The 19984-nt window shown below is 41.9% G+C and carries 26 protein-coding genes and 1 tRNA gene; 16 read left to right on the forward strand and 11 right to left on the reverse strand.

Annotated elements, in window-relative coordinates; genetic code table 11:
• Positions 1-179: 179 nt before the first annotated feature.
• From MIS45_RS00200 to MIS45_RS00210, 3 genes are read left to right on the forward strand one after another with little or no spacing between them, the layout of a single operon-like run.
• Entirely contained in the window at positions 180-605 is a 426-nt protein-coding gene (locus MIS45_RS00200; RefSeq protein WP_249450636.1) for a hypothetical protein, read from the forward strand.
• Positions 606-618: 13 nt separating this feature from the next.
• Positions 619-867 (forward strand): hypothetical protein, encoded by a 249-nt coding sequence (locus tag MIS45_RS00205; RefSeq protein ID WP_034292926.1) that lies wholly within the window; start codon positions 619-621, stop codon positions 865-867.
• Positions 868-1236 carry a hypothetical protein gene (locus tag MIS45_RS00210; RefSeq protein WP_249450637.1) on the forward strand — a complete coding sequence of 123 codons (369 nt, stop codon included), beginning with the start codon at positions 868-870 and terminating at the stop codon, positions 1234-1236.
• Positions 1237-1730: 494 nt separating this feature from the next.
• Here the strand turns inward: MIS45_RS00210 and MIS45_RS00215 are convergent, their stop codons facing one another.
• Together MIS45_RS00215 and MIS45_RS00220 are read right to left on the reverse strand one after the other, a co-directional pair.
• Positions 1731-2510 (reverse strand): hypothetical protein, encoded by a 780-nt coding sequence (locus MIS45_RS00215; protein WP_249450638.1) that lies wholly within the window; start codon positions 2508-2510, stop codon positions 1731-1733.
• Positions 2511-2623: 113 nt separating this feature from the next.
• Positions 2624-2803 (reverse strand): Cro/CI family transcriptional regulator, encoded by a 180-nt coding sequence (locus MIS45_RS00220; RefSeq protein WP_032133424.1) that lies wholly within the window; start codon positions 2801-2803, stop codon positions 2624-2626.
• A gap of 105 nt (positions 2804-2908) precedes the next feature.
• On the opposite strand from MIS45_RS00220, the gene MIS45_RS00225 reads away from it, so the two are divergent.
• From MIS45_RS00225 to MIS45_RS00260, 8 genes are all read left to right on the forward strand, one after another.
• Positions 2909-3574, forward strand: a complete 666-nt coding sequence (locus MIS45_RS00225) for a LexA family protein (RefSeq protein WP_249450639.1) — start codon at positions 2909-2911, stop codon at positions 3572-3574.
• A gap of 521 nt (positions 3575-4095) precedes the next feature.
• Positions 4096-4521 (forward strand): hypothetical protein, encoded by a 426-nt coding sequence (locus MIS45_RS00230; RefSeq protein WP_249450640.1) that lies wholly within the window; start codon positions 4096-4098, stop codon positions 4519-4521.
• 118 nt (positions 4522-4639) lie between these two features.
• Positions 4640-5191 carry a TrbM/KikA/MpfK family conjugal transfer protein gene (locus tag MIS45_RS00235; protein WP_249450641.1) on the forward strand — a complete coding sequence of 184 codons (552 nt, stop codon included), beginning with the start codon at positions 4640-4642 and terminating at the stop codon, positions 5189-5191.
• A 95-nt stretch (positions 5192-5286) separates the two neighbouring features.
• The gene (locus MIS45_RS00240; RefSeq protein ID WP_249450642.1) at positions 5287-6039 is read left to right on the forward strand and encodes a nucleotide-binding protein; all 753 of its coding nucleotides are present in this window, start codon (positions 5287-5289) and stop codon (positions 6037-6039) included.
• The gene (locus MIS45_RS00245; protein ID WP_249450643.1) at positions 6023-6463 is read left to right on the forward strand and encodes a hypothetical protein; all 441 of its coding nucleotides are present in this window, start codon (positions 6023-6025) and stop codon (positions 6461-6463) included. The genes MIS45_RS00240 and MIS45_RS00245 overlap by 17 nt, the downstream gene beginning before the upstream one ends.
• Before the next feature lie 60 nt (positions 6464-6523).
• Positions 6524-6748 (forward strand): hypothetical protein, encoded by a 225-nt coding sequence (locus tag MIS45_RS00250; RefSeq protein ID WP_034292940.1) that lies wholly within the window; start codon positions 6524-6526, stop codon positions 6746-6748.
• Positions 6745-7092 (forward strand): helix-turn-helix domain-containing protein, encoded by a 348-nt coding sequence (locus tag MIS45_RS00255; RefSeq protein ID WP_084693545.1) that lies wholly within the window; start codon positions 6745-6747, stop codon positions 7090-7092. Before MIS45_RS00250 ends, MIS45_RS00255 begins: the two co-directional genes overlap by 4 nt.
• The gene (locus MIS45_RS00260) at positions 7032-8030 is read left to right on the forward strand and encodes a tyrosine-type recombinase/integrase (protein WP_488153797.1); all 999 of its coding nucleotides are present in this window, start codon (positions 7032-7034) and stop codon (positions 8028-8030) included. The genes MIS45_RS00255 and MIS45_RS00260 overlap by 61 nt, the downstream gene beginning before the upstream one ends.
• Positions 8031-8034: 4 nt before the next feature.
• Here the strand turns inward: MIS45_RS00260 and MIS45_RS00265 are convergent.
• From MIS45_RS00265 to MIS45_RS00295, 7 genes are all read right to left on the reverse strand, one after another.
• Positions 8035-8110 (reverse strand) — tRNA-Lys (locus MIS45_RS00265).
• Positions 8111-8321: 211 nt separating this feature from the next.
• Positions 8322-9263 (reverse strand): Imm52 family immunity protein, encoded by a 942-nt coding sequence (locus MIS45_RS00270; protein ID WP_249450645.1) that lies wholly within the window; start codon positions 9261-9263, stop codon positions 8322-8324.
• 43 nt (positions 9264-9306) lie between these two features.
• Positions 9307-9663, reverse strand: coding sequence for a hypothetical protein (locus MIS45_RS00275; RefSeq protein WP_249446947.1), 357 nt, complete (start codon positions 9661-9663; stop codon positions 9307-9309).
• Positions 9664-9995: 332 nt separating this feature from the next.
• Positions 9996-10628 carry a nicotinamidase gene (locus MIS45_RS00280; protein WP_249450646.1) on the reverse strand — a complete coding sequence of 211 codons (633 nt, stop codon included), beginning with the start codon at positions 10626-10628 and terminating at the stop codon, positions 9996-9998.
• A 68-nt stretch (positions 10629-10696) separates the two neighbouring features.
• Complete coding sequence (locus MIS45_RS00285; protein WP_249451389.1) at positions 10697-11617, reverse strand: DMT family transporter; 921 nt, start codon at positions 11615-11617, stop codon at positions 10697-10699.
• 84 nt (positions 11618-11701) lie between these two features.
• Positions 11702-12790 (reverse strand): hypothetical protein, encoded by a 1089-nt coding sequence (locus MIS45_RS00290; protein WP_249450647.1) that lies wholly within the window; start codon positions 12788-12790, stop codon positions 11702-11704.
• 78 nt (positions 12791-12868) lie between these two features.
• Positions 12869-14185, reverse strand: coding sequence for a DUF2130 domain-containing protein (locus MIS45_RS00295; protein WP_249450648.1), 1317 nt, complete (start codon positions 14183-14185; stop codon positions 12869-12871).
• A gap of 431 nt (positions 14186-14616) precedes the next feature.
• Here MIS45_RS00295 and mnmG point away from each other — a divergent pair, with 431 nt between their 5' ends.
• The 4 genes from mnmG (at position 14617) to MIS45_RS00310 (ending at position 18004) form a co-directional block, all read left to right on the forward strand.
• On the forward strand, positions 14617-16503 hold the full coding sequence (mnmG, locus tag MIS45_RS00300; protein ID WP_249450649.1) for a tRNA uridine-5-carboxymethylaminomethyl(34) synthesis enzyme MnmG: 1887 nt from the start codon (positions 14617-14619) through the stop codon (positions 16501-16503).
• 32 nt (positions 16504-16535) lie between these two features.
• Entirely contained in the window at positions 16536-16664 is a 129-nt protein-coding gene (locus MIS45_RS11290; protein WP_283397423.1) for a hypothetical protein, read from the forward strand.
• A gap of 10 nt (positions 16665-16674) precedes the next feature.
• The gene (locus MIS45_RS00305; RefSeq protein WP_249450650.1) at positions 16675-17115 is read left to right on the forward strand and encodes a hypothetical protein; all 441 of its coding nucleotides are present in this window, start codon (positions 16675-16677) and stop codon (positions 17113-17115) included.
• Between the two features lie 91 nt (positions 17116-17206).
• On the forward strand, positions 17207-18004 hold the full coding sequence (locus tag MIS45_RS00310) for a formate/nitrite transporter family protein (RefSeq protein WP_249450651.1): 798 nt from the start codon (positions 17207-17209) through the stop codon (positions 18002-18004).
• A gap of 48 nt (positions 18005-18052) precedes the next feature.
• On the opposite strand, the gene MIS45_RS00315 is transcribed toward MIS45_RS00310, so the two are convergent.
• Together MIS45_RS00315 and MIS45_RS00320 are read right to left on the reverse strand one after the other, a co-directional pair.
• Positions 18053-18328 (reverse strand): hypothetical protein, encoded by a 276-nt coding sequence (locus MIS45_RS00315; RefSeq protein WP_249442697.1) that lies wholly within the window; start codon positions 18326-18328, stop codon positions 18053-18055.
• A gap of 266 nt (positions 18329-18594) precedes the next feature.
• Positions 18595-19533, reverse strand: coding sequence for a D-2-hydroxyacid dehydrogenase (locus MIS45_RS00320; RefSeq protein WP_249450652.1), 939 nt, complete (start codon positions 19531-19533; stop codon positions 18595-18597).
• A 115-nt stretch (positions 19534-19648) separates the two neighbouring features.
• Between MIS45_RS00320 and MIS45_RS00325 the strand changes: the two genes are divergently transcribed.
• Complete coding sequence (locus tag MIS45_RS00325; protein WP_249448722.1) at positions 19649-19975, forward strand: FKBP-type peptidyl-prolyl cis-trans isomerase; 327 nt, start codon at positions 19649-19651, stop codon at positions 19973-19975.
• The last annotated feature ends 9 nt before the right edge of the window (positions 19976-19984 follow it).

Below are 19984 nucleotides of genomic sequence, written 5' to 3' on the forward strand. Positions count from 1 at the left end.
CAAAATATTCATCAAAAGGAAATTAAAAATCCAACTATGGTAAAAATGAAACAGTAAATTAGGGGGAATAATCCTTTCTTGATAAAATAAATTCCTAATTTGGAAATAATTTGGTAATTATGTGTATAAAAATGGAAATTTATGGTACGATTTAGGGAAATAATTTAGGAATTTTGCTTATGAGTGATTTAGATGATTTTATGGCAGAAAACACGCCGACTTTCCGCTCAAAATTACAGCCGTATTTGAGTGATATTCAAACTTTATGGCAACACGATTATTCCGAGCCTGACATTCTGCGTTATTTGTCCGAGAAAAAAATGCTGGTGGTTACACGAAAAACGCTACACGCTTTTATCGTGAAAAACATTCAGCCCAAAACACCGACACCCCAAACGGTTGTTGAACCGCCCAAGCCGATTATTCATCAAAAGGAAAAAGTGGTTTCTCCACCTAATGCACCTGCTCCCGAAAATACACCCAACACACAAACCAGCGAAGTATCCACCGAGCAGGAAAAGCCCACACCTACGGATAAGCCCAAACTGAAAAAAGGCATCAAAAAATTTGACTGGAAAAACGCCACTTCGGACGGTTTAGTTTAAGAAAGGAAAAATCATGAGTGCTGTTTTAAATTTGATTTTGTCTGATGAAATCAATCAAAAATTGGAAAAATTGGTTTCTATTAAGGGGCAAAACAAATCAGAATATGTTACAGAATTGTTAATTAACCACGTTCATAGCCAAAATACTGATGAACCATTTAATTTTGATTTAGAACGCATGAAATCACGGGTTGAAGATGATTTCGTGGCTGTTCCTAAATTTGAAAATAGAGATGATTTAATCAAGTGGTTGGAGCAGTAAATGAACGTAGAATTAGGAAAACGCTTTCAACAAGAGTTAAAAAACTACCCTACCGCCGACAAAATCAAAATTGCTGATTTTATCCTGCATATTCAAAAGCATGGCTTTACTGGTTTAGCTGGCAGAAATAAACCGTCTCACGAAGTCCCCAAAGATGACCCAAAATGGCTAGAAAAAGTCCAATATGCCCAACAGCATAGACTTTGGCATTACCACATCGGCATTCCTGAATATGATGTGAATAAACCATTTGGTGAGCAGACATCAAAATATGTGTTGCACTATATGAAATGGGATAATGCCATTAGAATTGTGGATTTTTCAGAACACCCACCGTTTTCATTACCAAACGAATTGTATTTGGAATAATTTAAATAGCCTATTTTCCTTGTGGGAATAGGCTTTTTTTACTGTTTCAGACAGCCTAAAACCATTTATCAAGAAAAAATGTAGATAGACAGCACACGCATTTTCTTTCTGATAAACAAAAAATCCAAATACCACCGAGCGCGACCGCGCTCATTTTCTTTGCCGTAATCTATGAAAGAAATCTTTGTATAGAGCCTGTACGATTGGGACAAAGTACAAGGTTCAATTTGGACAAAGTACATCGTTCAAAATGTACAAAGACATGATTTTAAAACATTTTCTACTTGATGAATAAATGCTGATTTTTGCTTAAAAAATAGGCAAAAATCCTTTTCAGGCAGCCTGAAACAAAGTTCAGCGAAAGCCAAAATAAAAAAACACCCATTTTGGGTGTTCTATGGGTGCATTTCGGGAAAAAATGAATAAAAATCCAAACAAAAGATACATTTATCCTACAAAAAAAACACGACCAAAACGGCAAAGTCATCACGACTTTACCATTTTTTAGCCTTGTCCAGGTGAGCTATCATTTCAGCAAGGTAACGGCGGTCTTTCTGCCTTTTCTCGGCTGTCGGTGGTGGCTCTGCACGTTGCTGGATTTGCTCTTGGATTTCTTTTTGAACGGCTTGAATGTGCTTTTGCTCTTGATAGGTATTCGCTTGGCTGGGCTGATATTCAGGCGAATAAAAGCCAATCCAACCAGCAACAATACTGCGTTCCATAACCACATTCAAATCAAATTTACTACGCAAACGCGCCAACTGCTTAATCAAGGCACTTTTTTGTTTATTGCTGGGAAACTTGCCTTTTTTCTCTTTGTAAACATCAAGATAATCATTCCATTTGTCCAATGGAATAAATTTGGGAATGGTGTAATTGTTGCGGTCAATTTGGGTTTGCAAAATATTTTTTGGGGCGACCATGCCTTTGATTTCATAAACCATTTCCAGCAAACGCCCAAAATTCACGCAAAAGTGCATTTTACCGTGAACGCCACCGCGTCTATATTGTAATAAACCTTGTGAAATCAAAAAGTTTCGTCCTTTTTCATAGCCACGACGGGTTAAGCCCAATTCATCGTAGAGATGTTGGGCGGTTTTGTAGAACCAGCCGCATTTTTGCGGCTCGGCGCGATGAACGACATCAGACCAATACACGAATTTGGACAACATCGCGGCAGCCTGAACATTTGTGCCACAAATTGCGCTAAATTCGCGGTAAACAATGGCGCATTCTTCGTTGAGATGTGATTTAAGGGTTTGTAATAAAATCATTTTATGATACAATTCGCTTGTTTTTTGGGAATGCAACAATGTGAACCGACCAAAGTTTTATTGTTGCGTTTCAATTCATTAAGTCCCTTAATTTGATTAAGGGACTTAATTTTTTAATGTTTGTACAATTCGGGATTAACCGTTAAAGCATTATTACTTAATCGCTGTAAACGGTATGCCTGTCTTTCAGGGATAATGTCTTTCCATTGGCTGATTGCCGATGGGGAAATTTTCAATATTTCCGCTAACTTAACAAGCGTTCCATAGTAATTCAGTACGTCTTTTTTATACATGGCATTGCTTCCAAAAATTTAAGATTTCTTAAAATTATAAGTGTAAAGCAATCTTAAATCAATATGTTTTAAGATTGCTAAAACTGTAAAATTTTAGGTGGTCTTATGATTGAAACACTTGGGCAAAGAATAAAAGAGCAAAGGAAAGCCTTAAAACTCACTCAGGTAGATTTAGCAAGGAAAATGCAGGGAGTAAGCCATGCAGCGATTTCGCAATGGGAAAACGATACCACAAAGCCTAATGCAGAAAACTTGTTGGATTTGTCCATTATTTTAAATTGTGAATTTAGCTGGCTATTGCGCGGTAGCCCAAAACGAGATAGACCGTTAGCGGTAACTCCATATTCTCCTATTGATGATATTCGTCTGCCTATTTATGACTGGCATTCATTAGACAAATTAAAAGAATGTGATACTACTCAACTTGTTAAACTAACAATAGAGTACATTATGACTGATTTTAAAATGTCTAAAAATGCCTTTGGTCTGAAAATCAAAGATGATTCCATGTCTCCCGAATTTGAGATTGGCGATGTCATTATTATTGACCCTGATGTAGAGCCGCAAGCAGGAGAATTTGTCATTGCCAAATATGGCAATCAATTTATTTTCCGCAAATACAAGTTAGATAATGATAATTCAGGGGATTTAAAACATTTTATTTTAATCCCCCTGAATGATGACTATGGGAAACTCCATTCAGCCAATGTGGAAGTAAGCATTATTGGCACAATGGTTGAGCATCGTATTTACAGACGAAAACGCGGATAACTATTTGATTTAAAATAAGCCTGTTACTTAACCAAAAAGTAACGGGCTTTTTTACATTAAAAAATTTAAGAAAACTTAAAATTTTTCTTGTTTTTTATTTTAAGTTATCTTAAAATATTTTCAGTTAGTAATTTTAAGTTCTTTAACAATTTGGAAACGCAAGTAACCCAACTTCCCTGATTGATTTCAGAAAGTAAGCCGTTAATGGGTTACAGGCTGCATTCAATCAGCCCCAAGCAGTTGAAATGTCCGTGCATACGGGTAGCGCGTTGTGCGTCCGTGAATAGGCGGCAATTTGAACGTATCTTGTTTAATTGGGACGTATTCCCAATGCTGGAACATATCTACGGAATTGTTCTAACGCTATCGGCAGTATGGATAGCGAATACAGGATTTCAGGCAGCGTTGAGCCTTGCTCCGCGATGAAATCGTGTGCTTGTTTTTTTCATGCAATATTGCACCGTTCACTTGGCTGTCCTACCCGAGTGAACGGTCGCAATTTTTTATTATAGGTGCTTGTTATGAAAAACAATACTTTGGCGCGTATTCTGCGCCCGATTGCTGCCACCAAATATCAAGAGCAGCGCAATCACATTCACAACCAGTTCAAAAAAATGCTGGCAAATGGCATGAGCCGCGAAACCGCGCTGGCACACGCGCAATTCAGCGTGGACAGCTTGACTGGTAATTACGCCAAAATCACTTACGATGATTTGAACCGCGAAACGGTTACGCTGGTACGCGAACGCAACGGTTTGGTTGAAGTAATTGCCGTATGCCGTCCGCCGAAAAATGGGCGCGGTCAGGCAACACTAGAAATGGTCGGAAGTAGGAAAAAACGCAAGTTTCCCAACGTCCGAGCCGCGTATGAGCGTTTACAGAAAAGCATTTACCGCCGTTACCCGAACACTTATTTTTCTGATGAAAAAGTGTTTCAGGCTGCCTGAAATGGTTGCAAATTCAAGCTAATTCAGTTTGGTTTTGTAGAGTTGGCTTGGGTGTGTAACCATTTCAACCCAAAAGGATTATGAAGTTTAACCAACCTACTTTCAGGAGTGTTTTATCATGAAAATTAAAAACTTATTGGCGGTAACGGCTGTTTCCGCCACTTTTTTTGCACCTATGGCAGCCCATGCCGATGACAATGTTTTGGGTGGCGATGTGGGCTTGGCTTGTGAAGCGATTTTGTGCTTGTCCAGCGCAGAGCGTCCGAGCGAGTGCGCCAAATCCTTGCGCCGTTATTTTTCAATCAAATTGAAAAAGCCCCACAAAACCATTCAGGCACGAAAAGATTTCTTGAATATGTGTCCGTCCAGCAAAGAGCCGAATATGCCACAACTGGTTAATGCGTTGGCGAATGGCGCAGGGCGTTGTGATGCCGCCGAGTTGAACAAAATCGGGCGTTACGTTGGCAGCCGTGAAGACCGCCGCTTTGTGATTTCTACGGTCAAACCGAGCTATTGCGCGGTTTACGAAAATCACGAATACACGACCGTCCCCAAAACCAAATTAGAGCCTATTTATTGTACGCGCACAGTTGATGATGGCTCGCATTGGCGCAGTAAACCACGCACCGAAAAATACCAATGCGGTCATAAGTGGGTGGACGTGAAATAATTTTCAGGCAGCCTGAATATTCTCAAACATTCTTTTTTTGATAAACAAATAGCCCCTTATCGGCACATAAGGGGCTTTCACATAAGGATAATCTTATGCAAGAAGTTCACATGGTAGCACAAGGCAAAGGCGGTGTGGGGAAATCTTTAATCAGCAGTTTTATTGCCCAATATTTGCAACCCAAAACAGCAAAATTGCATTGCTACGATACCGACCCAGTTAATCCGACTTTCAGCCATTATCAGGCATTAAATCCCAAAGTCGTGAACATTCTGACCGAAGACAACAACATCAACACACGCTTTTTTGATGATTTGCTGGAAGATTTGTTGAATTTGGACGGTATCGCGGTGGTGGATAACGGAGCGGCAACATTCGTTCCCTTAATGGCGTACATGGCGGAAAATGATGTGGCGGATATGCTGGCTGAAAATGATGTCCGCCTTGTCGTGCATATTCCTGTAACAGGTGGGCAAGCCTTGAATGAATGCTTGAAAGGCTTGAACCAAAGTTTGCAAACCATTAACGCGGAATTTGTGATTTGGCTCAACGAACACAACGGCAAAGTGGAACAAGACGGCAAATCATTTGAACAATTTGGCATTTACCAACAATATCAAGATGATATTTTGGGTATTGTGAAGTTGGAAAGTTTTTCGGCGGATACCTATGGACAAGACATTGCTCAAATGACATCGCTCAATTTGACCTTTGAAGAAGTGAAAACGTCCCCCGATTTCCGAATTATGGCGAAAAATCGGCTCAAAAAGTTCAAAGAATACGTTTTTGAACAATTAGATGCCCTGCCATTAACTGACGCGGAATTGAACCATGACGGCGCAGAATGACGAAATTCAAAAAATCATGGTATCGGTGTTTGAATTGACAGGTTGCAAAATGACGGCAGACGACCCGATTATTGCCATGATGTTAATTCAACGCCGAGAAATGGCGGAACTGGTGGCACAACATCAGGAGCAACAGCAATTTTTCCTTGATGAATTGACGAAAAAAGCCAACGCGATTGTCGGCTCGGCTGATGCCTTTGAACAGCAAAAAAAGTTTGTTTTGCAGGAAATTTTGCACACCAACGCGCAAGAGTTGGCGCAAGCGGAAAGCAAAATGTTTGCCCAAATCAGCCAACGCGCACAAAACCAGTTTGATGAAATGTCGGCGGATTTGTTCAAAAACTTGGAAACACGCACCTTTCGCTTGATGATGATTTTGCTGGTGGTACAAGTGGGCGTGTTGATTGCGTCATTGATTTTGTAATGGCTCGGGCAGTTTGGATTTTTTCAGGCTGCCTGAATTTTGTTCAAAAGGAAAATTAATATGGATAAAGATGAAAACGGGTTTGGGATTATATTAGGTTTTGCCATAGCACTTTCCATAATAGTTTCGCTGATTGCATGGATTACTCCAAGCCAAAAAGAAGTTGAAATTATAGAAAAATGCCAACTAATTAAACAGGATATATCAGTTAGAAAATCACACTATCGTTGTGCTGATGGCGTGGAATATATCCTTAATAGGCTACCTAAACAGGAAAAACCATGAAAACCTACACCGTAACCGAAGCTGCCAAACTCGCCCATTGCCACCCTGAAACCCTACGCGAATACATCAGAGCAGGAAAACTGGTTGCAGCAAAAATCGGGCGCGCCTATTGCATTCGTCAGGCGAAACTTGACGAGTTTCTTCAATCACTTGAAAATGATGTCGTACAGACATCACTTCAACAACGGAGTGAACAACAATGTCAAAAAAGCAAAGTAAAAACAAAGGTCTCTATCAAAGAGACGGCGTTTGGTATCTTGACATCAGAGCAGGCAATCAGCGAATTAGACGCTCTACTGGCACCAGCGACAAGGCGAAAGCCCAAGCGTACAGAGTACAGTTAGAACATGAAATTTGGCAGCAACAGCGTTTAGGGGTGCTGCCAAAACATTTATGGGACGAAGCCGCCGCCAAATGGATTAAGGAGAAACAAGACAAAAAGAGTATTGAAGACGATATTTGTCGCATTCGGCAATTAACCGCCTTGCGTGGTCGGTATTTGCAAGATTTAGACCGCAAAACCATTATGAAAGTAGTAGGCGATTTACCATGTAGTAACAGCACCAAAAACCGCTATTTGGCGTTAATTCGTTCCATTTTGAACAAATGCGTGAATGAATGGGATTGGTTAAGTAAAGCTCCCAAACTCACATTGTACAAAGAGCCGAAAAAACGCATTCGCTGGCTCAAACCGCAGGAAGCCCAAAAATTGGTTCATGCCTTTGAAAATTTGCCCTATATGCAGCACATGATTATTTTTTCGCTGGCAACAGGTTTGCGAAAGAGTAATGTGTTGAATTTAAAATGGGAACAGATTGATTTGAAACGGCGTATCGCATGGATTTATCCTGATGAGACCAAAAACAGTCAGGCTTTGGGCGTACCGCTTAATCAGGTGGCATTGCAGGTTTTAGCAGTCCGACAGAAAACCACACCTTTTGTCTTTAATAACAGCAAAGGGCAGCCTGTAAAAGCAGTCAGTCATCGTATTTGGAAAAAAGGCTTAAAAGAAGCTGGGATTAGTAATTTCAAATGGCATGACTTGCGGCATACTTGGGCAAGTTGGTTGGTGCAAAGTGGCGTACCGCTTTTGGCTCTGAAAGAAATGGGCGGTTGGGAAAGTTTGGAAATGGTGCAGAAATACGCACATCTTTCATCACAACACTTGCAAGACCACGCGGATAATTTGCTGTTAAATTGGGACACAATTTGGACACAGTCCAAAAAATCCGACAATTTGGATAGCAAAGAAAAAAGCCTAAACAACTGTTTAGGCTTGTAAAATATGGTGGGTCGTGAGCGATTCGAACGCTCGACCAACGGATTAAAAGTCCGCTGCTCTACCGACTGAGCTAACGACCCGAAAGACCAACATAATACAGATTCAATTTTAATTCGTCAAGGATTTCTTGCATAAATTTGTGGGTATTTGGGTAAATGGTTTAATTTTAATGGAATTTATCTGAATGATTTAATCAATCAAGGCAGCCTGAAAGGAAATTTCAATGCCAAAATAATGAATAAGAAATAGCATAGAATGCGTGGGTGTAAACACCCACGCTACGTTTGCTGATTATTGAGACCGTGTATTACGTAACCTTTGTTCACGCGATACAAACGGTAAATCATCAATAGTTGGACTGTATCCCTGTGCCGTAATCGGCAGTAAACCCAAGTGATAAAGCTCCTTTTCTATATTGGCGGCTGTCTTTCTCATGGCTGGATTACGGTAATTGTACACTTTTTCCGTAGCAATAATCAGGCTACCAACGTTAGGAAAATACATCACTTCATGTGCACTAGGAACTTCTTCAGGCAAAATTTCTGCAGGTAAAAAAGTCAGCCAATCTACTGCCATGCGGTCGCTAAAAATGGATTCTGCTGTGTCATAATGGTCAAAATAACGGATATATTCCATAAATAGAGATTGAGGACTACTTTGAGCAATCATCAATACAATGTTTTTTATCCATTCTTTGCTGATACTCTGCTCATTAGCTATTATTCTTAATGACAATGTTCCAGCGGGACGAGCTTGAAGTGGTCCAGCTAAACCAAAATCAACAAAATAGTCGCCATTTTGAATTTTACTTGGCTCATCACGAGCTTCCCTTATCCGTTCTGGTTCAATATTGGTAAGATGTACCAAAAAACGGTCGCGGTATTGAAAAAATTCAGATTGTTGCACCAGTTTCTTGACCCAATCAAATTGGCGATTATCCATCTCAATAGCAACAACACTCTCAATCTCTTCATAGAAACCTTCCCCTTCTAAAAGTTCATTGATTTTAAAACGCTGTCCTTGAAATTCTAAATAATGTTCATTGGTCAGGTTTTCTGTAGGATAATCCATTTCTGCAAAAATTTTACTACCGATTTGTGCTGGCATGTGCTGATAGACGCGGTTAAATAGGTCAAATAATTCATTGATACCAAGATTTAATCGGGTAAATGCGAAGTAAAAATGTACATTATTCATTATATGAATCTCCATTATTTCAGTAAAATGGTGCATGGTACGCACCCTACCATTTAACATTTTGTGTTAATTGCACAGGCTATGCTGGCTGTTTGCGTTTTACAAAAATTTCATAATCTTCCAATACTTCGTCAAATTGTCCTTGCAGCTTATTTTTCGAAGGCAGTGATTTGAAAATAGTTATCCATTTCTCAATATCTACATGATGACCATTAAGGCGAATGACATGACCTAATGCGACTAATGCAACTCTTGCCATATCCTCATTAGTTCCTGTTAAAAATAGTTTAATTATACTTTCTGTTTTTTTTATATCATATTGATAAAGCGATAATGATAGGACTAATTCTGATTTGTCTTCATTACTCCCATATTGAAGAATCTCAGTAATTTTATCTTCATTAAACATTGGAATTTCTTGATAGATTAATGCCATTTAATTTTTCCTTTGCTATTTGTTATAGTGGATTCACTAAATCAGGACAAGGCAACAGCGACCGACGTGTACACCTAGTACATAAGAGAGCTGGCAACGCGGTACTGGTTTAGTGAATTCACTATACTAAGCCTGCGTTCTGCAAAGCAAGCGTAGAGTGGGCAACTTATTGCCCACGCAATTTAACGCAATCTTACTATCAGGCAGCCTGAAAGCCCATTTTAATCATTAAGTTATTGATACAAAATTATATTTATATCAAAATATTAAAGATATTTATAATTAATAGGCAGCCTGAAAATATGTATTACGTTTTTCAGGCTGCCTTTGGCTTATTTTTGCAAATAATTTGCGATTTGCGCCGCATTATCCAACACAATCGCGCCTTGTTCCGCCATATCTTGCCACGCCAACGCAATGGTTTCAGGCGCAATACCACGACACGCGGCGCGATTGACGATAACTTGCCAATCGCCACCACGCAGCAACTGCAACACGGTGGTTTTTACGCAATAATCGGTCGCCAAGCCGCCCACAATCAAAGTTTTCGCGCCTTTTGCATGCAGCCATTCAATCAAACCTGTACTCAATTTTTCCGCCAAATCGTGATAACACGCGCCGTAGGGGTGCATATCGGGTTCTACGCCTTTCCACACGCAATAATCGTATTCGGTAATGGCTGGCAAACCGTCCAGCAGCCTGAAACCTTCTGTACCGACTATGGCGTGTGAAACCCATGTTTCGCGTGCATTGGGCAAACCTGTGTCGCGCAATTGTTCGGCGTGGCTGCTGACCAACCATTGTGCAGATGGACTGTGCGCGTCTTTACTCATCACGCGTAAGTCGGCAAGTGCGGCTTGGGCGTTGAGTTCGGCGACAATTTGTTCGCCTTCGGGAATGGGTAATTCGCTTGGGCACAAGGGTGTGAAGGTTTTTTGTGCGTCAATATCCAAAGATACAATCATGTTTTTCCCCGTTAATATGAATGATGATGTGTTTTTCAGGCTGCATATCACAAAAGGCAGCCTGAAAACTATTTATGCCGCAATAATTTATCGCCAACTGCTGCCAAAATCGCACCTGCTACGACAATAAATGCGCCCAAATAACTCAATGTATTCATTGCCAAAGGTGGAAATGTTGTCGGCGCAATCCAATGGGCAATGAGTGAAAACAGCATGGTAAAAATCGGCAACATGGTGGTAATCACGCTGATTTTGGATGCATCCCAATGGTTCAGCGATTCGCCGTATGCTCCATACGCAATGAGCGTGTTGGCGCAGCAATAGACAAAACACAGTAAGGTAAATCCGTTCAGGCTGCCTAAATCGCTGGGGCTGACAATCGGTGTGAGCAAAATGCCGCAACCAAAATACAGCATCATCAATACTTGTGCCGATGAAAAGGTTTTCAGCAGTAATTTTTGCGCCACTGCATACACCACCCAAATAATGCTAGCGGCTGAACCCAATAAGACACCCAATGCGTAAGTTCCCAGTTGCAGAATTTCGGCAAATCGGTCGTTGAAAAATGCGATTAAACCGATAACCAACACCAGCGCACCGATTTTTTGAAATCGTCCCAAAGTTTCTTTGAAGACGATGATGCCGCATGTCATCATGGCAAAGGGTGCGAGTTGCCACAAAATTTGAATGGTGGTGGGCGAAATATAGTTTAACGCTTTGGCAAAAAAGGTAAAATTACCTGTCAGCCCAATCACGCCCATTAGCAACAAAAGTACGTGTCGCTGGCTAAATTGCGACCATTTGGGCAAATGTCCGCGCATCGCCAATATACCCAGTAGCACAATCGCCGCCGCCCAAAATCGTCCCCACACCAAAGTTTGCGCGTCCATCACTTTCAGCACTTGTTGCGCCGCCAAAGGCAATGTGCCCCAAGTTGCCGTTGCCAATAATGCCAACGAAAAACCCAATATTGGTTTTTGTGCCATGATTTTTATCCTTTTGTTTGATGGAAATTAAAGGTTTCAGGCTGCCTGAATATTTATTTATATATTTAAAAAGGCAGCCTGAAAAATTTATTCCACATACGATACACGCAGATAATGAGGTTTCCAATCATATTTATCTACCGTAACTAATTGAATTATTGAAACCATCTCATCTAATTTATATTTTCCCAACGACCCAGTTTGTGCCAAATGATAAGTAAACACAATCCGTGAACGAGGGTGTGGCAGAATATCCACTTCTAAAATATATTGTAATCGCCCACTGCCACGAACAAGTTGGATTTGTGTGTCATGAATTTGCGCCCAATCAAAATGCGTGCTTTGCAAAAATGGTGTATTTTTGTGTATGGTTAAACCACGTTGGGATAAAGTCAGGCGCGTTGGCAAAACAATTTCTAGCAAAAAATAGAGATAAGCAAAAATCAATGCGCCAGTCAAAAGCAACATTGCCAATCCTACCAAAGTATGCGTCCCAAAATTGATTGTCCAATTTTGCCATGATGATGGCACATTTTTCAAATAAAACAAGTAAATAACACCCAAAAGCGGAAAACTGGCAAGATTCAATAAGCCAAAGAGTAGCCAATCTGCCCATGGATAAAAACGCCATGTTTTCGGATTGGGCAAATGTTGCAAATTCAGCGTGGGCATGGGTGGGACGTTTTCATTTAAGCAATGTTGCAAAATGCGTTTTTGGTATTGGTATAAAAGATTTTGTCTTTGTTTTTTCGTTAATTTTTTCTGGGCAAGTTCAAAGTGTTTGGTGGCAATGCTTAAAGTGATTTTTTCACTATCATCTCCATGTCGGATAATAATATGGAGCTTTTTGATTTCATTGTGTTTATTTTTAATGGTGTAGGCGTATAAAATATCCACCCATTTGATTTGCTCATGCGATAAATGTACTTTAAATGACTGATGATATTGATGAATCAACAAACCATGTTTATTCAAAACGATGTAGGGCATGTCTGCCAAAAGTCGCCACAAACGAATGTAAAATTTTAGCCAAAAATAAAAAATCCAGCCCAAAAAGACCAGCGCAACGATTTTACTTTCGCCATCTAGGTAATAGAAAATCACGCCGCAAATCAGCAGCAACAAAGTATGGACTAGAATGCGAAATAGAGAAATAGGCAAAAATAAAGTAGGCATTTAATGTGCTTTCAAAAATATTTAGGCAGCCTGAAAAATATTTTTTTCAGTTTTCAGGCTGCCTATCAACCCCAATCATCAATCCAAATCCAATTTCCCCAAAGCCTCAAACTTCGCCTTCATGGTCGGATTTTTGCGTACCAATTTTTTCACCGTCAAATCTTCCGCCTTATTATTTGCCAAGCGCAGATTGTTTTCCGAAGACAATAGTGCCTCTTTGGTTTTTTCTAACTGTTTAATGGTCTTATCAATCCCATCAATCGCTTCTTGGAAACGGCGACTCGCCAATTCATAATTCTTGCCAAATGCTGCTTTAAATGTGTTCAAATCATTTTCAAAATTGGTAATATCCACATTTTGCTCGCGCATAGTTGCCAATTCCTGCTTATATTGCAGCGCATTCAACGACGCATTACGCAACAAAGAAATCAGCGGTACAAAAAATTGCGGACGCACCACATACATTTTCGGATATTCGTGCGACACATCCACAATGCCCGCGTTATACAACTCACTTTCGCTTTCCAACAACGACACCAGTACCGCATATTCACATTTTTTCTCGCGCCTATCCTTGTCCAATTCCTTGAAAAAATCGCCATTTTTCTTCTTGGTAGCCGTTGTATCGTTTTCGTTTTTCATCTCAAACATAATGGACACGATTTCATTGCCCAGTTCATCGCACTCACGATAAATATAATCGCCCTTACTGCCGCTGGAAACATCATTATCCTTCCCAAATTGCGCGCGCGGAAACGCCGCCGCCCGAATGCGATTAAATTCAATCTCACAATGCTGCTCCAAACTTTCCCCCAACATTTTGGTGGACAATTTAGCCTTATAATTTTTATACAACTCAATTTCATCGTCTTTCAATTTCAAGGCAATCGCATGATTCTTTAGCAGATTTTGCCGTTCCAGCGCAAATTCTTTTTCCTGCATCGCTACTTGATTTTGCAACATCAACACCTGTTGCTGCTGCGCGTTTGTTTGTTCCAACAAGCGCAACTGGTTTTCGCTGTCCTTTTGCAACAATTTTGCTTCCGATTGCGCTCGTAATTGCGCCAACTCGCGCTCACTATCCGCCAATTTTTGCTTCAAAATTTCTTCCGCCTGCGCCACCGCCAAACGACTGTCCGCTTCATGATTTTGAATTTTCGCATTTAATTGCACAATTTCTTGTTCTTTTTGCGACAAGGCAGCCTGAAAATCCTGTTGCGCGCGCGTGTTTGCCAATGTCAAATCACTATTGAATTTTTCTTGCAACTGCGCCACGCGCTTATTGATTTCGCGTTCAAATTCCTGCGTGCGTACCTGATTTTGAATATCGGCATAACCCGCTTTGTCAATGGTAAACGCCGTTTGGCAATGTGGGCATTGGATTTTGTGCGACATGATGATTTCCTTTTTCTGTATCAATAGGCAGCCTGAAAAATAGCTTGCGTATTGTAACGCGAAAAGTTTTCAGGCTGCCTATTGCGTGCGACAAAAGTCAGATAAGCACCGATTATTTTGTATAGTGGATTCACTATAAACAAATAGGCAGCCTGAAAACACTATCCATATAAGCAATTCATTGCCAACTCAAATAAACCTTTCGTACCAATTTTCAGGCTGCCTAAAATCGCGTAAAATCCGCCCTAATTATTTTGAATGAATAAGGCAGCCTGAAAACATATAGTCGTTTAAAATAAAAATAAGACAAGGCGGAAGCGACCGCCGTGTACATTTAGTGCATAAGGGAGCTGGTAACGCGGTATTATTTTTATTTTAAACGACAATACTTTCAGGCTGCCTGAAACTATTGTAATGAAAGCAAAACACACATGATTTACCCCAAAACTTACGACATCATCGTTGTCGGTGGCGGACACGCTGGCACGGAAGCCGCACTCGCCGCCGCACGCATGGGCGCACAAACCCTTCTTTTGACACACAATATTGAAACTCTGGGACAAATGTCCTGCAATCCGTCCATTGGTGGCATCGGCAAAGGGCATTTGGTGCGCGAAGTGGACGCGCTGGGCGGTGCCATGGCGTTGGCGACCGATATGTCGGGCATACAATTTCGCCGTTTGAATGCGTCCAAAGGTGCGGCGGTTCGTGCCACGCGTGCCCAAGCCGACCGTGTGTTGTACAAAGCCGCCATTCGCCACATGCTTGAAAATCAAGAAAATCTGGATTTATTCCAACAAGCGGTGGAAGACATTATTTTGGATGGCGACCGCGTTTCAGGTGCGAAAACTGCAATGGGCGTGGTGTTCAAATGCCGCGCTTTGGTGCTGACTGCTGGCACATTTTTGGCGGGCAAAATCCACATTGGTTTGGAAAATTACGCAGGCGGACGCGCTGGCGACCCTGCCGCGCAAGGACTTTCAGGCTGCCTGAAAGAATTGAATTTGCCACAAAGCCGTTTAAAAACAGGCACGCCGCCACGCATTGACGGGCGCACCATTGATTTTTCGCAACTGGAAGAACAAGCTGGCGACACGCCCGTGCCCGTATTTTCGGTGCGCGGCAACGCAGCCATGCACCCCCGACAAATCCCATGTTGGATTACGCATACCAACACAAAAACACACGAAATTATTCGCAGTGGCTTTGACCGCAGCCCGATGTTTACAGGCAAAATTGAAGGCGTGGGCCCGCGCTATTGCCCGTCCATTGAAGACAAAGTCAATCGCTTTGCAGACAAAGACAGCCACCAAATTTTCCTTGAACCAGAAGGCTTGAATACCAACGAATATTATCCCAGCGGTCTGTCCACCAGCTTACCCTTTGATATTCAATTAGGTTTGATTCGCAGCATGAAAGGGTTGGAAAACGCCCATCTTTTGCGCCCTGGTTACGCGATTGAATACGATTATTTTGACCCGCGCAATTTGAAAGCCAGCTTGGAAACGAAAACCGTGCAAGGTTTGTTTTTCGCAGGACAAATCAACGGCACAACGGGCTACGAAGAAGCCGCCGCGCAAGGCTTGTTGGCTGGTGCGAATGCTGTGCAATTTGTGCGCGAACAAGACCCGCTTTTGTTGCGCCGCGAACAGGCGTATCTTGGTGTTTTGATTGATGATTTGATTACCAAAGGCGTGAACGAGCCGTATCGCATGTTTACCAGTCGCGCGGAATACCGTTTGCAGTTGCGCGAAGACAATGCGGACATGCGTTTGACCGAAGACGGCTACAAAATCGGTTTGGTGTCGGAAGCACAATGGCGTGCGTTTGAGCAAAAACGCGAGCAAATTGAATTGGAAATTCAACGTCTTAAATCCACATGGTACACGCCACAAAAATTGGCGGAAGACGAGCAAATGCGCGTGTTGGGGCAAAAATTGAGCCGTGAAGCAAATTTGCACGATTTGTTGCGCCGCCCGAATGTGAATTATGCGGATTTGATGAGTTTGCCCAACGCGCAGCCTGAAAATATTTTGGCGGATGATGTGGCGGAACAGGTTGAAATTCAAGTGAAATATCAGGGCTACATTGACCGCCAAAACGAAGAAATTGACGGTCGGCGTGATTTGGAAACATTCAGGCTGCCTGAAAACATGGATTACAGCAAAGTCAAAGGTTTATCGGTAGAAGTACAGCAGAAATTGACGCAACACCAACCCGAAACTTTGGGGCAAGCGAGCCGCATTTCTGGGGTTACGCCTGTGAGCATTGCTTTGTTGATGGTGCATGTGAAGCGTGGGTTTAAAGACGCGAAATAGGTTTTCAGGCAGCCTGAAAAATAAATTACCTTATGAAATCACTCAAACAATTATTCACCGCCCTGTGTTTATGGGCATTGTGGTTTGGTTTGACTATCGTGTTGGCTCAAACCTTCAAAATGCTCAATACCACACATTACCAATCAGACGACGCCCGATAAACCGTTCCGCGTGGCGATTGTGGCAGCAGACGGTTCACGGTACGCCGTGCCGTTTCAAGAAGCGCAGACCATGCCCGAAGTGTGGAACAGGCAGCCTGAAAAATCTTGCCAACAAGAAGATTGCCTGTTTCAGGCAGATGATGGCAGCCTGATTTTCCATAACGAAGGCGCATTGTGGTACAGCGAATCGCGTTACCGCATTGTGGGCAATCGGCTTGAACCTGTGTCGCATGTGGTGTTTAATGTGGGCGATGTATTTTTTGCGGGGATTGGGGCATTTATTTTATTGAAATTGGGCAAATATGGTTTTTACCGTTGGCGATACCGCCGTGCGCCCGAGCAATTGGCGGCGTATCATCGGGCAGTGTGGGCAAGTGTGAAACGGTGGTTAATTTGGGTAGCGGTGTTGATGTTTTTTATTTTGGGAATCAGTGTATTACAGGCAGCCTGAAAATTTCCGCTATATCATTTATGAAATTTGATTCTTATGAAAATCCATTTTAAATCGTTAAAATGGATTTTTTTATTTGGATTGCATAACCATGGACACCCAACGCGACTTATACCCCCACGAAATCTTGCAAGAAATCATCAGCAAAACTGAAAGCAAAGCCAATGCCAGCCTGAAAATGCTGTCAATTTTAAGTTTTCTAGGTGGCGCATATGTCGGATTTGGTTATTTGGCATATTTGAAAGTGGTCAGCGGCATACCTGCACAATGGAGTGGTTTGGCAGCATTGCTAGGCGCGGCGGTGTTTCCCATTTGCCTGATTTGCATTTTGATTGGTGGTGGCGAACTGGCAACGGGCAATATGATGATTATGGCATTGGGCAAATACACACGCCGTGTGCGCTTTTCCAAATTGCTGCGTAATTGGTTGCTGGTGAGCGTAGGTAATTTGGTAGGCGCATTGTTTGTGGCGTATTTTTTGGGGCATTATGTCGGCTTGTCAGAAGGGGCTACTATCAACAAAACCATCGCTATCGCACAAAGCAAAGTAAACATGGATTTTGGTCGTTCTTTTGTGTCGGCAATTGCGTGTAATTGGTTGGTTTGCATGGGGATTTGGTTTTATTTTGGCGCAAAACAAACTTCGGGGCGCATTTTGGCGATGTGGTTTCCTGTGATGATTTTTATCTTGATTGGTTTTCAGCATTTTGTGGCGAATATGGTGATGATTCCAGCAGGGATTTTTGCAGGTGCGCCGATTACTTGGGGGCAATTTTTTACCAATATGTTGCCTGTGTTTTTGGGTAATGTGGTGGGTGGCACATCGTTTGTGGCGGCTTCGTATTTGTATGCCTACAAACATTTATTAAAAGACGATTATTCCATTTAATCAATAATATGGGCAGCCTGAAAAATATTTTCAGGCTGCCCATGTCTATTATTTCGCTTTTTTCGCGGCTGCTCTTTCCAATGCTTCCAAACGATTTTTCAGATGTTCATGCAGCAAATCGCGTTTTTCCCAAAAAAACGTTTCAAATTTTGCCAATGAATAGATTTTTTGTACCATTTTTGGAAAACCTGCGTGCAAAATAGCCGCTACTTCTTTGCTGGTGGTTTCATCATCCATCGCTTGTCTCAAGGTCAGCGATTTTTCTACCAAATAAATATCCAGCTGTTTTTTAACGTAATTGTTAATCTCAAATTGGTTAATCATGATGCGTTTCCTGTTAATGTAGATGTTATTCAGACACGTTTTGAGGCAGCCTGAAAATAAGATTATATACGTCTAGCAAAAATTACACCATTTTTCAATGATAAATAAATTATAGTAAATTCAATTTAAACCAGTACAGCTCCCTTATGTACTCGGTGTACACGGCGGTCACTGTCGCCTTATCCTGATTTAAATTAGATCCACTATAACACTTTATTGATACCCAAAAGGCAGCCTGAAAATATTTTTCAGGCTGCCTTTTTTAATTACAAAATATTCTGCGGTTTACCTGCAACAAATTGATTAACGTTGTCTTCCACACCCGATACCAAGTTTTCAATTGCTTCTTCGCTCGCCCATGCCATGTGCGGCGTTACGATTAAATTAGGCAACGATGTCAGCAAGGGATTACCTTCGCGTGGTGGTTCGGTAGTCAAAACATCAAAACCTGCACCACCTAATTGTCCATATTTCAGCGCGGCAATAACGGCTTGTTCATCTGCCAAGCCACCGCGTCCGACATTAATCAAAATCGCGTTGGGTTTCATCATTTTCAATTCGGCTTCGCCTATCATATTGCGTGTTTGTTCGCTAAGCGGACAATTGAGCGAGATGGCATCGGCTTGTTTTAAGGCAGCCTGAAACTCGGTGTAACCTTCGCGCACGGTGTGGGCATGTTTGTGTTCGCCCCAAATCACATTCATGCCGAATGCGCTCGCTAATTCGCCCAAACGTCCACCGATGTTGCCACGTCCAAAAATGGCGAGAGTTTTGCCGCGCAAATCACGCAGTGGTGCGCCATAATGGCAATAGGTGAGCGATTTTTGCCACATGCCTGCGGACACATCACGCATATAAGCGGGCAAATTTCGCGCTAGGGCAAGCATCAACAAAAAAGCGTGTTCAGCAACACTGTCATTGCCGTATGCTCGGACATTGCACACTGATATGCCTGCGGCTTTGGCGGCGGCAACGTCAATATTATTGTAACCTGTGGCAGTAACGGCAATGAGTTTGAGTTGTGGATTGGCAGCAATGTGTTCAGCGGTGATGACTACTTTGCTGACAAGGAGAATATCTACATCTTTCATTCGCTCCAAAATTTGTTCGGGAGCAGTCAGGGGATATTCAATGTATTCGCACGGAAAGTTGAATTGAATGGGACGAGAACGCAAGCCTGCGCGGTCTAAAAAGGCAATTTTCATGGTGTTTTCCTTGTGTGTGGTATATTTTTGTGATTTTGGCATGTTTTCAGGCTGCCTGAAAGAGATTTTTGTGATACGCTTGCATTTTTATCACGCAATGAAATAAGGAAATATTATGGGTTTGATTATTGAAGATTTGCAAGTGGGCACAGGCAAAGAAGCGGAAAAAGGTAAAGGCATTACGGTGCATTACACGGGCTGGCTGGAAGATGGAACTAAATTTGACAGCAGCCTTGACCGCAATGACCCTTTGCGTATCACTTTGGGTGTAGGGCAAGTGATTAAGGGGTGGGACGAAGGTTTCAACGGCATGAAAGAAGGTGGCAAACGCAAATTGACCATTCCGCCTGAAATGGGCTATGGCGCACGGGGTGCAGGTCGCGTGATTCCGCCGATGGCAACTTTGATTTTTGAAGTGGAATTATTGCAAGTGCATGATTAATCAATGATG

Source organism: Wielerella bovis, from assembly GCF_022354465.1.
GTDB classification, from domain to species: Bacteria; Pseudomonadota; Gammaproteobacteria; order Burkholderiales; family Neisseriaceae; genus Wielerella; species Wielerella bovis.

What these genes read in the sequence shown, in the direction of transcription:
- MIS45_RS00200 (WP_249450636.1), top strand. Translation starts at nt 180, where the DNA reads ATGAGTGATTTAGATGATTTTATGGCAGAAAACACGCCGACTTTCCGC.
- MIS45_RS00205 (WP_034292926.1), top strand. Translation starts at nt 619, where the DNA reads ATGAGTGCTGTTTTAAATTTGATTTTGTCTGATGAAATCAATCAAAAA.
- MIS45_RS00210 (WP_249450637.1), top strand. Translation starts at nt 868, where the DNA reads ATGAACGTAGAATTAGGAAAACGCTTTCAACAAGAGTTAAAAAACTAC.
- MIS45_RS00215 (WP_249450638.1), bottom strand. Translation starts at nt 2,510, where the DNA reads ATGATTTTATTACAAACCCTTAAATCACATCTCAACGAAGAATGCGCC.
- MIS45_RS00220 (WP_032133424.1), bottom strand. Translation starts at nt 2,803, where the DNA reads ATGTATAAAAAAGACGTACTGAATTACTATGGAACGCTTGTTAAGTTA.
- MIS45_RS00225 (WP_249450639.1), top strand. Translation starts at nt 2,909, where the DNA reads ATGATTGAAACACTTGGGCAAAGAATAAAAGAGCAAAGGAAAGCCTTA.
- MIS45_RS00230 (WP_249450640.1), top strand. Translation starts at nt 4,096, where the DNA reads ATGAAAAACAATACTTTGGCGCGTATTCTGCGCCCGATTGCTGCCACC.
- MIS45_RS00235 (WP_249450641.1), top strand. Translation starts at nt 4,640, where the DNA reads ATGAAAATTAAAAACTTATTGGCGGTAACGGCTGTTTCCGCCACTTTT.
- MIS45_RS00240 (WP_249450642.1), top strand. Translation starts at nt 5,287, where the DNA reads ATGCAAGAAGTTCACATGGTAGCACAAGGCAAAGGCGGTGTGGGGAAA.
- MIS45_RS00245 (WP_249450643.1), top strand. Translation starts at nt 6,023, where the DNA reads ATGACGGCGCAGAATGACGAAATTCAAAAAATCATGGTATCGGTGTTT.
- MIS45_RS00250 (WP_034292940.1), top strand. Translation starts at nt 6,524, where the DNA reads ATGGATAAAGATGAAAACGGGTTTGGGATTATATTAGGTTTTGCCATA.
- MIS45_RS00255 (WP_084693545.1), top strand. Translation starts at nt 6,745, where the DNA reads ATGAAAACCTACACCGTAACCGAAGCTGCCAAACTCGCCCATTGCCAC.
- MIS45_RS00270 (WP_249450645.1), bottom strand. Translation starts at nt 9,263, where the DNA reads ATGCACCATTTTACTGAAATAATGGAGATTCATATAATGAATAATGTA.
- MIS45_RS00275 (WP_249446947.1), bottom strand. Translation starts at nt 9,663, where the DNA reads ATGGCATTAATCTATCAAGAAATTCCAATGTTTAATGAAGATAAAATT.
- MIS45_RS00280 (WP_249450646.1), bottom strand. Translation starts at nt 10,628, where the DNA reads ATGATTGTATCTTTGGATATTGACGCACAAAAAACCTTCACACCCTTG.
- MIS45_RS00290 (WP_249450647.1), bottom strand. Translation starts at nt 12,790, where the DNA reads ATGCCTACTTTATTTTTGCCTATTTCTCTATTTCGCATTCTAGTCCAT.
- MIS45_RS00295 (WP_249450648.1), bottom strand. Translation starts at nt 14,185, where the DNA reads ATGTCGCACAAAATCCAATGCCCACATTGCCAAACGGCGTTTACCATT.
- mnmG (WP_249450649.1), top strand. Translation starts at nt 14,617, where the DNA reads ATGATTTACCCCAAAACTTACGACATCATCGTTGTCGGTGGCGGACAC.
- MIS45_RS11290 (WP_283397423.1), top strand. Translation starts at nt 16,536, where the DNA reads ATGAAATCACTCAAACAATTATTCACCGCCCTGTGTTTATGGGCATTG.
- MIS45_RS00310 (WP_249450651.1), top strand. Translation starts at nt 17,207, where the DNA reads ATGGACACCCAACGCGACTTATACCCCCACGAAATCTTGCAAGAAATC.
- MIS45_RS00315 (WP_249442697.1), bottom strand. Translation starts at nt 18,328, where the DNA reads ATGATTAACCAATTTGAGATTAACAATTACGTTAAAAAACAGCTGGAT.
- MIS45_RS00320 (WP_249450652.1), bottom strand. Translation starts at nt 19,533, where the DNA reads ATGAAAATTGCCTTTTTAGACCGCGCAGGCTTGCGTTCTCGTCCCATT.
- MIS45_RS00325 (WP_249448722.1), top strand. Translation starts at nt 19,649, where the DNA reads ATGGGTTTGATTATTGAAGATTTGCAAGTGGGCACAGGCAAAGAAGCG.